The sequence below is a fragment of the Streptomyces sp. NPDC048383 genome, from assembly GCF_040651775.1.
Classification (GTDB): Bacteria; Actinomycetota; Actinomycetes; order Streptomycetales; family Streptomycetaceae; genus Streptomyces.
On the sequence record NZ_JBEZKS010000076.1, the window covers coordinates 21,346 to 33,073 of the forward strand.

An 11,728-nucleotide genomic window follows, 5' to 3' on the forward strand; every position below is an offset into this window, starting at 1 on the left:
CAAGCGGCGGCGGGGTTCGTTCACCGCCCCTTGTCCTTCTTCCCTTTGGCCTTCCCGGGGATCTCCTTCGTCTTTGTCGGACCAGGAGCCTTCGCCGGGCGGTCTGCGACGGGCGGTGCGGCGTATGAACCGGTCGGGCCGGTGAACGCCCCAGGCTCTGGCGTGGTGGAAGGCGCCGTGCCCGGCTCCTGCGGGGTCGACGCCGAGGTGGCGGGATGCGAAGACGCGGGCGACATGCCGGGGGCCCCTGCCGGACCGGCCACCTCGGTGTTGTGCGACGCCGATGGTCGCCCGTGCGAGGGAGCCGAGGTGGGTGTGTTCTTCTCTGCGGAATCAGCACCCATCACCAGCGCGCAGCTGCCCGCGACGCTCATGGCCGCGAGGCCCAAGAATGCTGCCCGTCGCCTGCTGATAGCCCTGCTCCGCGTTCGTGTGGGCGTTCGCGCGAGGCGAGTGCCGGGGGGCGGCGGAGAGGAGCGGTGTGTGGAGGCGTCGGTGAGCGCCGTGCGCACCGCGGTGCGAGGCCGCGGTGCCCGCGCGGCCTCTTGCAGGCGCTGGTGGACGGCGGCGGCATCAGGACGTGCCGCGGGAGCCTGGTCTGTCATCGCCTTCAACAGGCGTGCGAGGTCCTCCGGCAGTTCTTCGGGTATTCGGGGCGGCCGCAGGAGGTGGGCGGTCCCGATCTCCACGGGGGTTCCCTGGTACTCGCGTCGGCCTGTGAGCGCTTCGAGGAGGGTGACTCCCAGAGCGTAGATGTCGCTGGCCGGGCTCGCGCCTTCGCCGAGGAACTGTTCCGGGGCCATGTAGGCGAGGGTGCCCACCAGGGTGTCGGGCGCGCTGTGGGAGTGCTCGTGCACGGTCCTGGCGAGCCCGAAGTCGGCGAGGTGCGGTGCCCCCTCCTCGCCCAGGAGGATGTTCGAGGGTTTGACGTCGTGGTGGATGACGCCATGGGCGTGTACATGGTCGAGGGCTGAGGAAATGTCGGCGCCGATCCGGGTGACCTGGACGGGCCCCAGAGGGCCCGCGTCCATTCGGGTGCGCAGGGTGACACCGCGAATCAACTCGGTGACCATGAAAGCGCCCTGGCCGTGACGGCCGGCGTCATGGACCGTGACGAGGGCGGGATGGGACAGGCGGGCCAGTGTGCGGGCCTCATCGCAGAAACGGTCGGCAGTGACCGTGTCCGTACCCGCGCGGAACACCTTTACGGCCACCTCGCGGCCCAGCACCTGGTCGATGGCGCGGAACACGTCTGCCGTGCCACCGGACCCTATGGGGCTCTGGAGCCGGTAGCGACCGCCCAGGACGACGTCGCGTTCAGGCGGTGCTCCGTGCTCCGGGACGGACCGGGCCGTCATACGGGGTCCTCCTCCATTGGCGGGTAGTGGCGCGCCCCTACCCTGTGGGGGTCGCCCTACGCCCCTGTCTCCAGGCGCAATCACCGGATGCAACGCCCACAGGTGCTGGGCCGGCCGGAGAACGGCCCAGCTTCTCCTGGAGCAGCGGGAGCGCTGCGAAGCTGGGCACAGCAGGCGTTCCAGCGCGGCCTGAAGGTTCTCACGCAGTGGGTCGAGCGGGAAGGCGCGGATCGGCCGGTCCCTAGGGCTCACGGGGAGGAAACGGTCAAGGGCGAGGCAGAGCCGGTAACCGTGAAGCCGGGCGTATGGCTCTCCAACACCAAAACCCGACGTAACAAACTCAACGCCGAGCAGCTGGACGCGCTGCGGAAGCTGCGCGTGGACTGGGCATGACCGCGCAGGCGGACAAAGCAGGCCGCCGGATGGGCCCTGACGTGTTGCACCCCGGCTCGCCTGCCCCGGTCAACGGCCCGGCGCCTCGGCGAGCTCGTGCAGGAACTCCTCCAGAGGGGGCCGAGGTCGATGATGTCGCTCCAGCCGTAGGCGTTCAGGAGGTCGGTGGCCGCGGCCTTGGCGCTCTCGTGGTCCCCGGCGAGGAACATGGTGTGGTCGCCGCCGCCGAACTCGGCGGGGTTGACGACGGTTTCCTGTTCCTGGGTGACGAAGGCCTTCACGACGCGGGTGTCGGGCAGGGCGCGCTGGATCTGCTCGGCGAGGCTGTCGGTGTCGACGGGGTCCAGGCGCGGCATGGCGCCCCAGGGGGTGGGCCACGGGTGCTCGGCGTCGCCGGGCTGCTGGTAGACGTACGGGACCGCGTAGTCGATGAGGGTCTTGCCCGCGAGGGCGCCGGCCGGCAGGGCGGCCAGCGCGGTGACGGCGTTGGCGCCGTCGATGCCGTTGATGACCAGCTCACCCGCATCGGCCGCCTCCGCGAACGTGGCCAGCGTCAGCTGGGGGTGGGCGGCGAGGAAACCGGCGAAGGGCTCGGTACCCATCATGTCGGGCTCGGTGCGGGCCAGAGTGGCCTTCGGGTCGCGGGTGCCGACAGTGACCCGGTGGCCGAGCGCGATGAGCTTGGCGGCGTGGCAGCGCGCACCGGCGCCGGTTCCGAGCAGAGCGATCTTCATAGGGTTCTCCTGTCGAGAGTCAGCCGGGTCAGGTGCAGTGCGGGCCGGGCCGGGCGGGCCGTGTGTCGGCCTGACGGGCGCTGGGGCCTGCGGAGAGGGCGTGTCCTGACCACTGAACGGTACTGTTGTTCTGTACCGTAACAGGAATGTCCGATTTGAAGCAATAGGAGTGGCTATGGCGGATGCCGGAATGAGCGACGAGCAGCCCGGCCCGGCGAAGCCCCAGCGCCGCCGGCGCGACCCCGAGGCCCGCAAGAGGGAAGTGATCGAGGCCGCCGAGCGCGTTATCGCCGCCCACGGCCTGGAAGGCCTCACCCACCGCTCCGTCGCCGCGGAAGGTGACCTGCCGGTCGCCTCCACCACCTACCACTTCGCGACACGCGACGACCTGATCCAGCTCGCCTTCGCACGCTCCGTGGATCAATTCCTCGCCTACCTGGAGCACCTCGACGAGCAGCAGCCGGTCGCCTCCACCACCGATCTGGTGGAGCGCCTCACCGACGCCGTGGTCACCGCCTGCACCGGCGGCGACCAGGCGCACTGGACCGTCCAGTACGAGCTCTTCCTCGCCGCCATGCGCCGCCCCGCGCTGCGGCCGATCGCCGACCGCACCATCACCGTCGGCCGGATCTCCCTGGAGCGCTACCTGCCGCCCGCCCGCGCCTACGGCGTCTCCGCCGCGCTCAGCGGGATGATCCTTCACGGCCTGGCAGGCACCGAAGCCCCCGACCGTGCCAGCGTGCGTGCCGCGCTCGCCGCGCTCTGCGGCACCACCGAGTAGGCCCAGCCGTCCGCCCGCTCCAACCGGCAGAAGTCCGCACTCCTGCGGTACGCGGCGTCCTGCCCCTACGCCCGCATCACCTACGACCCTGACCCCTGACCCGGCCCGCAGCCTGGCCGCGGGCCGGGGCGGAGGACGCCGCCGGCCGGGGCAGTACGGCGGTGCGTGTCTCGTGCAGCCGACCCGCGTGTGCCGAGCAGCGTCTGCCGTCCACGGCCGCGCGGCCGCGGTCGCTCACTCGCGTCCCCCTTCAAGGACGCCCGTCCGTCGGCTCCGTCGAGTTTGGCCAAACACCACGCTCAGGAGACCGACGAGCTGCGCGTGTCACGGACGTTCACGCAGCCGTGCGAGGCCCCGCCCCGTTCTGCGAGCCGGGAACCACGCGCATGCGCAGGCACGCACTGAATTACCACGCACGCGGGAAAATGGTCAGAGAACTGAGGCAGGCGCTTGAGCAGAACACCTGGCACAGGCTTCTGGAGCCACGATGGACTGCCACCACGCCCTGGAGCACCTGCGCCGGATCCCCGCCGACGCGACTATCTCCAGCCACGAACCCGAGACCGCGCTGACGGCCCTCTGTTGGAGCGCTGCGGGCGCAGTACCGGCCGGGGGGAGTTCTCGCCGCTGCTACGACCTTCGAGTACGACGACACCAGGCTCATCTTCGGCGGACTTCTCGACCCCCGGACGGCACACCCGAGCCCACGCCGGGCTCCTGAACCGACACTCACAATTCACGCCGTTCGAACAGGGCGCGTTCAACAGCCCTCGCCCGTGCGGCCGAATACGGTGTCCACGCCGCCCGCACACCGCCCGGCATGCGGCAAGGGCGGGCGGGCAGCGCCGACGCAGTACGGGGAGGGAGACCGGGATGACGCAGGCCGCAGCAAGTGAGCTCGATGAGCGGGTGCCGGGGCGGCGCTGGACGGTGCGTCTGGACGCCGCCGGCCGGGGCAGTACGGCGGTACGTGTCTCGTGCAGCCGACCCGCCTGTGCCGAGCAGCGTCTGCCGTCCGCGGCGGCCGGCCGCGCGGCCGCGGTCGCCCACATCAAGGCCCACCTGCGCACCGCCCCCGCCCCGAGAGCCACGGCGTACTGCGCGTGCCGGCTGGCGGACTGCCACACCCATCTGCCCGACACTGGCCGGGCACGTACCGAACCCTGGCGGTGCGGCGGCCCCGTCGTCCTGGCCGTGGTCACCGACCGAGAAAGCCGCTGGTGGCAGGTGATGGAGTGCTGCTCCCGATGCGCGGCCGCCACCCCCGGAGCGAAGACCGCGGCCACCTCCCAGGGACCCACCGCCCCGGACCACCCGTGTCCGACCACGACAACGTCCCCGGCCCCGCCGCCGGCGCCGGCAGGGAGCGCGGGTGCGGGCGCACCGCAGTTTTCCGACCACCAGGCCACCACCGCCTCGGTCCCGGCTCCCCGCACCACCCCGGCGCGACGCCGCCCGCCACAGACGAAGATCGCCCAGCGGGTCATCCCCCACGACCTGCGGCCCGTCGTCCTGCGGGACGAACTCATCGAACTCGGCGATCTCTTCCGCGCCTACCAGCAGCGCGACGAGCCCGACCTGGCGCTGCTCGCCGACCTCCAGGAGCGCAAGGCCCGCGCCTTCACCACCTGGGCCGACGTCACCAGCGAGGGTCCCCTGCGATGGGAGGCCCGGCGTGCCGAGCAGGCCGCCGCCACCGCCCGCCTCCAGCACCAGCAGCGCACCGGCGGCATCACCGGTGGCGACCGGCCAGTTGCGGATCGGTTGTTGACCGTTCCGACGCAGTGGGAGCACGCGCGCTCGGTCCTCGCGTACGTGGCCGACCACACCCCGCTGCCCGGCCCCGACGCACGGCTGCTGGTGCTGATGCTGACCCTGCGTACCGCGCACACCGGCGCCGGCAACCTCGTAGGCCAGGACCTCACCGCACTGGGCCTGAGCGATCCGGAGGACCTGGTCGAGAAGTTGACCGGCTGCGGCTGGCTCGAGCTTCCCGGCACGGCCGCCGACCTGCTCGCCTCGAGGCCGGAGAACGCCACCCCGATCACTGTCCCCTCCCTTGCGCACCCCGAGGACGGGACGGGCCCGTTCACGTTCGGCAAGAAGATGCGGCCCAAGCTCTCCGGCTGGGCCCAGAAGGTCATCTCGGACAAGAAACTCCGCAAGGCCAAGGCCACCTCCGCCACCCGGCTGCTCGCGCTGACACTGGCCACCCGGACAAGCGGATCGGGAGGCCTGGGGCCCGGCGGCCACGGCATCGCCCTGAACACACTCGCCGGCCTGGTTCCGGCTGGTGCCGGTGAACTGGAGCGCCTGGCCGACCAGCTGACCACAGCGGACTGGCTCACTGAGGCCGCCCTCACCGACACCCGGCTCACCGGGCAGCTGACTGAACGTGTCCTGCCCCTCACCTGCCCCCTGCCCGCACCGTCCCCCGAGGCCGGCCCCCGGTAACCGGGGGCCCGCCTTTTCCCTTCCGGAGTACAGCGTGGTGCCGGGTCCTGGGCGTCGACGCCGGTGGAGGTGGAGGCGTCCTTGGCGCCGCTGGGGCTTTGGGAGCGGCCTCGGCGGCCGGTGTCGTACATCCCCCTGTCGCCGGAGCCCTTGCTCTGTTACTCGCCTGCGGGCGACGGCGAGTCAACGCAAGTCCAGCAGTTGGCAGACGCCTTCGCGTGTTGACTGCGCGTCGCGTTGCCCGCACCGGCGCTCCGCAGGGGTGCCAGTCGCACCGGCGCGCGTTGACTCTCTCCATGGCGGCCACGTCCGCCAACACCGGAAGCGTGGTCTGCGGGGGCCCTGCCGGAGCGGTGAGCGGGGCTGGGAGGATGCGGGTATGGACATTCGACGCAGGAACAACGTCACCGTCATCGGGAACCCGCGGGGGCCGGCGGTGGTGCTGGCTCACGGGTTCGGCTGTGACCAGAACATGTGGCGCCTGACGGTGCCGGCTCTGGCCGAGGACTACCGAGTGGTGCTGTTCGACTACGTCGGTTCGGGCCGCTCGGACCTGTCCGCGTTCTCCGAGGACCGCTACGCGTCTCTGGACGGCTATGCCCGGGACGTGGTGGAGGTGTGCGAGGCCCTTGATCTGCGCGGTGCGGTGTTCGTGGGGCACTCGGTCAGCGCGATGGTCGGTGTACTGGCAGCCGGGATGGCCCCGGAGCGGATCGGGGCGCTGGTGATGGTCGCCCCCTCGCCGCGGTACATCGACGACGACGGCTACCGGGGCGGGTTCAGCGCCGAGGACATCGACGAACTGCTGGACTCCCTGGAATCGAACTACCTGGGCTGGTCGGCCGCGATGGCACCGGTGATCATGGGGAACGCCGAGCGGCCCGAGCTCGGTGAGGAGCTGACCAACAGCTTCTGCGCCACCGACCCGGAGATGGCACGCGTCTTCGCCCGGACCACGTTCCTCTCCGATACGCGGGACGACCTGAAGACCGTACGGGTGCCGACGCTGGTGCTGGACTGCACCCAGGACGCCATCGCCCCCCGGGAGGTCGGCGCCTTCGTCCACCAGGCGATCCCCGGCTCGACTCTGATCACCCTCGATGCGACCGGGCACTGCCCGCACCTGTCCGCTCCCGAGGCCACGAATGATGCGATCACCGGGTTCCTGGCAGGCCTGCGTTGATGTGCCGCACCGGACGGGAGCCGGACCCGTACGAGGCGGACGAGGAGGAGACCTCGGACGCGGTGTTCGCGGCCCTACTGGAGGACAGCGCGGAGGAACTGTACGAGAGCGCCCCGTGCGGGTATCTGTCCACGTTGATGGACGGCACCATCGCGAAGATCAACACCACTCTGCTGAACTGGCTCGGCCTGGAGCGGGAGGCGGTGGTGGGCCGGATGCGGTTCACCGACTTGCTGACCGTGGGCGGCAAGCTGTACCACGAGACGCATTTCGCGCCGCTGCTGCGCATGCAGGGCGAGATCGGCGGCATCGCCCTGGAGATCAAACAGGCGGGCCGCTCCCGAATGCCCGTCCTGGTCTCCTCCGCGGTCAAACACGGCAGTACCGGCGAGCCTCTGCTGATCCGCACCACCATCTTCGACGCCCGGGACCGCCGCGCCTACGAGGAGGAACTCCTGCGCGGCCGCAAGGAGGCCGAAGAAGCACGCAGACAGGCCGCCGCGGCGCTCAAACAGGCGGAGGCCGATCGGGCCCGGCTCCAGGACGCCCTCGCCGTGCTGCAACAGTCGCTGTTGCCCGCCACGCTTCCGCCGCTGCCCGGACTGGAGACAGCCGCCTACTACCACACCGCCTCCCCCGACCGGCTCGGCGGCGACTTCTACGACATCTTCCCCATCGACGGCCGGCGCTTCGCATTCTTCCTCGGTGACGTGTGCGGCAAGGGCCCGCAAGCCGCCGCGGTCACCTCGCTGACCCGCCACACCCTGCGCGCCGCCGCCCTGCACGACCCCGACCCCGTGACGGCCCTGTCCACGCTCAACACCGTGCTGCACGAGCGCTACGAGGGCGGCGACCCCCGCTACTGCACCGCCATCTTCGGCATCCTCGAACCGGACCCCGCCACCCGCCAGGTCACCGTCCGTCTCGCCTCAGGCGGCCATCCTCCCGCCCTGATCCTGCGTGCCGACGGCCGGGCCGACTTCCTGCCCACCCCGGGCGGCCTTTTGGTCGGCATCCTGCCCCGCGCGCCCTTCACCGGCGCGACCACCACCCTCGCCCCCGGCGACACCCTCCTGCTCTACACCGACGGCCTCACCGAAGCCCGCACCGGCGAAGACCGCACAGCCCTCTACGGCGATGAAGCCCTGCGCGACTTCGCCGCCGACCACGCCGGCGAACCCGTTCATACCCTCATGCAAGGCCTCACCGCACTGCTCGACAGCTTCGGCGACGGTCTCGACGACGACACCGCCCTCCTCGCCATCGGCGTCCCCACCCATCCGGACCCCGGTCCGGCACCGAAGAACACACCATGAGCCCGCTGAAAATCACCACCCGAACCGCCGTGACCGGTCCCGTACTGGAGATCACCGGCCCGCTCGACTACACGCACGCCGCCGACCTGCGAGCCCTGCTCCCCACGCTCACCCTCCGGCCGGGACAGCGCCTCGTGGTCGACCTGGCCGGCATGGACTTCTGCGACTCCAGCGGCATCACCGCCCTGCTCGCCGCCCGCAACCAGGCACACACCGCCGGCGCCGACCTCGCCCTCGCCGCCGTCCCCGACAACACCCTGCGCATCCTGCACATCGCGGGCCTCGACCAGGTCTTCCCCCTCCACCCCGACACCGAGAGCGCCACCCGACCCTGACGACGCCGGTCCTCAGCGGTGTCCCATTCAATGAAAGTGCTCGTGTGGGGGTAGGTCGGCAAGGGGGTCAGAACCCTGACCGGTACGTCACCCGGAGGGGCTGGTCGTCACCCGTTCCGCCGCGAGCGCCGCCCAAGACCCCTTCCGACCTGTGGGGCGAAGCCGGTCACCGGTCCCAAGCGTCTCTCCGGGGAACAGAAGCTAGAGCCACTTGTTGCGGCGCAGCGCCCGGTAGATGGCGGTGCACACGGCGAGGATGAGCACCCACACGGCCGGATACCCGTAGGGGGACCGGAGTTCGGGCATGTGGTCGAAGTTCATGCCGTAGACGCCGACGATCAGGGTGGGGACGGCGATGAGGGCGGCCCAGGCGCTGATGCGGCGCATGTCGGCGTTCTGCTGGACGCCGAGCTGGGCGATGCTGGCGCTGAGCATGCCGGAGACGAGTTCGTCGAAGGACAGGATCTGTTCGCTGACCCGCTGGTGGTGGTCGGCGACGTCCCGGAAGTACGTGGCGACCTTCGGCGGGATCCCGGAGACGCCGCCTTCGCTGAGGCGTTGCAGGGCGCCGGCAAGCGGCGTGACGGCGCGCTTGAACTCGAGGAGCTCGCGCTTGAGCTGGTAGATGCGCCCGGCGTCGACGGGGCGGTCGGGGGAGAAGACCTCGGCCTCCAGGGAGTCGACGTCGCCCGCGAAGGCGTCCGCGACATCCATGTAGCGGTCGACGACCATGTCCGCGACCGCGTGCAGGACGGCAGCAGGGCCGCAGCCCAGCTGCTGCGGATCGTCCTGAAGCCGGCGGCGCACCTCCTCCAGCGGCGGTGCGCTGCCGTGGCGGACGGTGATCGCGTACCCGGGGCCGGCGAAGACCATGATTTCGCCGGTGTCGACGATCTCGCTGGTCTCGGTGACCTTCTCGTGGTCGACGTAGACGATCGTCTTCAGTACGAGGAACAGCATGTCGTCGTAGCGTTCCAGCTTGGGCCGCTGGTGGGCGTGCACGGCGTCCTCGACCGCCAGGGGGTGCAGACCGAACGCCTCGGCGACCTCCTGGAGCTGCTCCTCGGTGGGCTGGTACAGGCCGATCCACGCGAACCGGCCCTCTTCGGGGTCTATCCGCTTCTTGACGGTGGCGAGGTTCACCTGGCCGGGGATGCGGTGGCCGCCCTCGTAGAGCGCGCAGTCCACCACCGCCGACGGCAGACCTCCACCGTCGGTGCTATCCCGCTGCTCCACCATCTACTGCCTCTTGCCCCTGGTCCGATACGTAGGGATGCAACCTACCTGCGACCAGGGCGGCGATCCTCTTCGCCCCGGCCCTGGTCGGTACGTCTACGGCCTCGGCTACCCCTTGGCCGCCGACCCGGCGGTGCGGCGGTACTCGGCGTTGATGCGCTGGGCTTCTTCGAGCTGGTCTTCGAGGATGACGATGCGGCAGGCGGCCTCGATGGGGGTGCCCTGGTCGACGAGTTCCCGGGCACGGGCCGCGATGCGCAGCTGGTAGCGGGAGTAGCGGCGGTGGCCGCCCGTGGAGCGCAGTGGGGTGATCAGGCGGGCCTCTCCTATGGCGCGGAGGAAACCCTGGGTGGTGCCGAGCATCTCGGCGGCCCGGCCCATCGTGTAGGCGGGGAAGTCGTCGTCGTCGAGCCGGCCGAACGAGTCCTCTGCTGTCATCGCACCCCTTTCATGGAACGCGTGGAGGGGCCCTGGTGCCTATGGCACCAGGGCCCCGAAGGAACTGCTACACCATCTGCCGACCCTGGTACTGCGCCGGCCTTCTTTGTCCGCTGACCCGTCCGCACGGGGACGGGAGATGCGGGGATCGCGGTTGCTCGACCGGAGACCACCTCACTGACGATGTCCTGCGGTACCCGGGCTCAACACTCTGCCCGGGCGATCCTGATGGCGCTTCGCTCCTCCGTTTCTTTCCTCTGGGAACAATTCACTGCTGGGTACTACCAACGCTGGGTACTACCAACTGCACTTACCAGTACTGCCACTGCGTCAACTGCGGTACTGCTTGCGGCGGCCCCTGATCACTGCGGGCCACCCGGTCCGGTCGTCAGTCACGTCACCGTCCTGCAACAGCTCTGGCTTCGAAGCTCCACCACCGCACCGTCCTGCGAACTGCAACTGCGTGTACTGCTGCCCGGCAGTTCGTTCCTGCCGGGCCCTTCTCGACTGGCTACGAGAGAAACCATAACCACATCACCGCGCAATGTCTACTCCGGCCGCCATAGATTTTCGCGTGCGCGTCTTTGAGGTAATCGGTTGTTGTCGGGTTGAACGGTTGGCGGCGGGGGCACAACGACCGGGCAGGCAGGGCCACACCGACAACAGACCCGGAGCGCGCGATGACCACGATGAGCGCCGAGCGCACAGCCCCTCGTTCCCTGCCCGCCGTGGCCGAGGCACGCCAGGCCGCCCGGACGTTCCTGGACGCCCTCGGGGAGCCGACCGTCGGCCGGGAGCAGGCCGACACGGTCGTCCTGGTCGTCTCCGAACTCGTGACGAATGCGCTGCGCCACGGTGGTGGCGCCTACGTCCTCCGCCTCGCCGCCCACTCGGGCGCCATCGAGGTCGCCGTCGAGGATCCCAGTCCGAGGATGCCCCGGGCGCGGACCCCCGACCTCGTCGACGGGACGGGTGGATTCGGCTGGCACATGGTCAATGACCTCGCCCGTCACGTCGTCGTCACGCCCGGGCCCGAAGGCGGCAAGACCGTCCGCGCCCTCTTCCCCCGGTAGCGCGCCGGTCCGTACCTGGGGCCCGGCGAGCCCGGGTGAGCCTGTTGCGGTCGCCCTGTTTACGAGGACTCTCAGCGGCCATACGGGGTCTCGTAAGGCGTTTCCACCCAAGAGGGAGTGATCAGCTGTGTCTGGTGAGCAGAAGACCGAGGCGAAGACCGAGCAGGCCAAGGGCAAGCTCAAGGAGACCGCTGGCCGCCTGACCGGCAACGAGCGGCTGACCGCCGAGGGCCGCGCGGAGCAGGCCACCGGCGACGCCCGCGAGGCCAAGGAGAAGGTCAAGGACGTCTTCAAGCACTGATCGACATGCGTGAGGGCCGGAACCGCTCCTTGGGCGGGGAGGTCCACCGGCTGCGCGGCAGCGGCCGGCTGCTGCGGGTGCGCGGCGGACGCCGCCCCACCGCACCAGAACTGGCCACGGAGAACG

The 11,728-nt window shown here is 70.5% G+C and carries 10 protein-coding genes and 2 pseudogenes; 8 read left to right on the forward strand and 4 right to left on the reverse strand.

Annotated features, from left to right (window positions below; all coding sequences use genetic code 11):
- Positions 1-20: 20 nt before the first annotated feature.
- Positions 21-1,358: a protein kinase gene (locus tag AB0D46_RS34820; protein ID WP_362883570.1), complete on the reverse strand. Its 1,338-nt coding sequence runs from the start codon at positions 1,356-1,358 to the stop codon at positions 21-23.
- Between the two features lie 159 nt (positions 1,359-1,517).
- Here AB0D46_RS34820 and AB0D46_RS34825 point away from each other — a divergent pair.
- Positions 1,518-1,751, forward strand: a pseudogene (locus AB0D46_RS34825) (helicase); the annotation flags it as partial.
- Positions 1,752-2,179: 428 nt separating this feature from the next.
- Here the strand turns inward: AB0D46_RS34825 and AB0D46_RS34830 are convergent.
- A pseudogene (locus AB0D46_RS34830) lies at positions 2,180-2,485 on the reverse strand (NAD(P)-binding domain-containing protein); the annotation flags it as partial.
- Between the two features lie 175 nt (positions 2,486-2,660).
- Between AB0D46_RS34830 and AB0D46_RS34835 the strand changes: the two are divergent.
- The 5 genes from AB0D46_RS34835 to AB0D46_RS34855 all read left to right on the forward strand — a co-directional run bounded on the left by AB0D46_RS34835 (position 2,661) and on the right by AB0D46_RS34855 (position 8,554).
- On the forward strand, positions 2,661-3,266 hold the full coding sequence (locus AB0D46_RS34835; protein WP_362883572.1) for a TetR family transcriptional regulator: 606 nt from the start codon (positions 2,661-2,663) through the stop codon (positions 3,264-3,266).
- Positions 3,267-4,139: 873 nt separating this feature from the next.
- Entirely contained in the window at positions 4,140-5,720 is a 1,581-nt protein-coding gene (locus tag AB0D46_RS34840; protein ID WP_362883574.1) for a hypothetical protein, read from the forward strand.
- A 379-nt stretch (positions 5,721-6,099) separates the two neighbouring features.
- The gene (locus AB0D46_RS34845; RefSeq protein WP_362883576.1) at positions 6,100-6,903 is read left to right on the forward strand and encodes an alpha/beta hydrolase; all 804 of its coding nucleotides are present in this window, start codon (positions 6,100-6,102) and stop codon (positions 6,901-6,903) included.
- On the forward strand, positions 6,903-8,219 hold the full coding sequence (locus tag AB0D46_RS34850; RefSeq protein WP_362883578.1) for a SpoIIE family protein phosphatase: 1,317 nt from the start codon (positions 6,903-6,905) through the stop codon (positions 8,217-8,219). Before AB0D46_RS34845 ends, AB0D46_RS34850 begins: the two co-directional genes overlap by 1 nt.
- On the forward strand, positions 8,216-8,554 hold the full coding sequence (locus AB0D46_RS34855; protein WP_362883580.1) for an STAS domain-containing protein: 339 nt from the start codon (positions 8,216-8,218) through the stop codon (positions 8,552-8,554). Before AB0D46_RS34850 ends, AB0D46_RS34855 begins: the two co-directional genes overlap by 4 nt.
- Before the next feature lie 201 nt (positions 8,555-8,755).
- Here the strand turns inward: AB0D46_RS34855 and AB0D46_RS34860 are convergent, their stop codons facing one another.
- A complete protein-coding gene (locus tag AB0D46_RS34860) occupies positions 8,756-9,793 on the reverse strand; it encodes a magnesium and cobalt transport protein CorA (protein WP_362883581.1) in 1,038 nt (345 codons plus the stop codon).
- A gap of 105 nt (positions 9,794-9,898) precedes the next feature.
- Entirely contained in the window at positions 9,899-10,228 is a 330-nt protein-coding gene (locus AB0D46_RS34865) for a MerR family transcriptional regulator (RefSeq protein ID WP_362883582.1), read from the reverse strand.
- 680 nt (positions 10,229-10,908) lie between these two features.
- On the opposite strand from AB0D46_RS34865, the gene AB0D46_RS34870 reads away from it, so the two are divergent.
- Together AB0D46_RS34870 and AB0D46_RS34875 are read left to right on the forward strand one after the other, a co-directional pair.
- Positions 10,909-11,301, forward strand: coding sequence for an ATP-binding protein (locus tag AB0D46_RS34870; RefSeq protein ID WP_362883584.1), 393 nt, complete (start codon positions 10,909-10,911; stop codon positions 11,299-11,301).
- A gap of 127 nt (positions 11,302-11,428) precedes the next feature.
- Positions 11,429-11,602 (forward strand): CsbD family protein, encoded by a 174-nt coding sequence (locus AB0D46_RS34875; protein WP_362883586.1) that lies wholly within the window; start codon positions 11,429-11,431, stop codon positions 11,600-11,602.
- Positions 11,603-11,728 lie beyond the last annotated feature (126 nt).

Bases quoted from the DNA above. Each gene is read 5' to 3' on its own strand.
- AB0D46_RS34855 (WP_362883580.1), top strand. From the start codon at position 8,216: ATGAGCCCGCTGAAAATCACCACCCGAACCGCCGTGACCGGTCCCGTA.
- AB0D46_RS34840 (WP_362883574.1), top strand. From the start codon at position 4,140: ATGACGCAGGCCGCAGCAAGTGAGCTCGATGAGCGGGTGCCGGGGCGG.
- AB0D46_RS34870 (WP_362883584.1), top strand. From the start codon at position 10,909: ATGACCACGATGAGCGCCGAGCGCACAGCCCCTCGTTCCCTGCCCGCC.
- AB0D46_RS34850 (WP_362883578.1), top strand. From the start codon at position 6,903: ATGTGCCGCACCGGACGGGAGCCGGACCCGTACGAGGCGGACGAGGAG.
- AB0D46_RS34860 (WP_362883581.1), bottom strand. From the start codon at position 9,793: ATGGTGGAGCAGCGGGATAGCACCGACGGTGGAGGTCTGCCGTCGGCG.
- AB0D46_RS34865 (WP_362883582.1), bottom strand. From the start codon at position 10,228: ATGACAGCAGAGGACTCGTTCGGCCGGCTCGACGACGACGACTTCCCC.
- AB0D46_RS34820 (WP_362883570.1), bottom strand. From the start codon at position 1,358: ATGACGGCCCGGTCCGTCCCGGAGCACGGAGCACCGCCTGAACGCGAC.
- AB0D46_RS34845 (WP_362883576.1), top strand. From the start codon at position 6,100: ATGGACATTCGACGCAGGAACAACGTCACCGTCATCGGGAACCCGCGG.
- AB0D46_RS34835 (WP_362883572.1), top strand. From the start codon at position 2,661: ATGGCGGATGCCGGAATGAGCGACGAGCAGCCCGGCCCGGCGAAGCCC.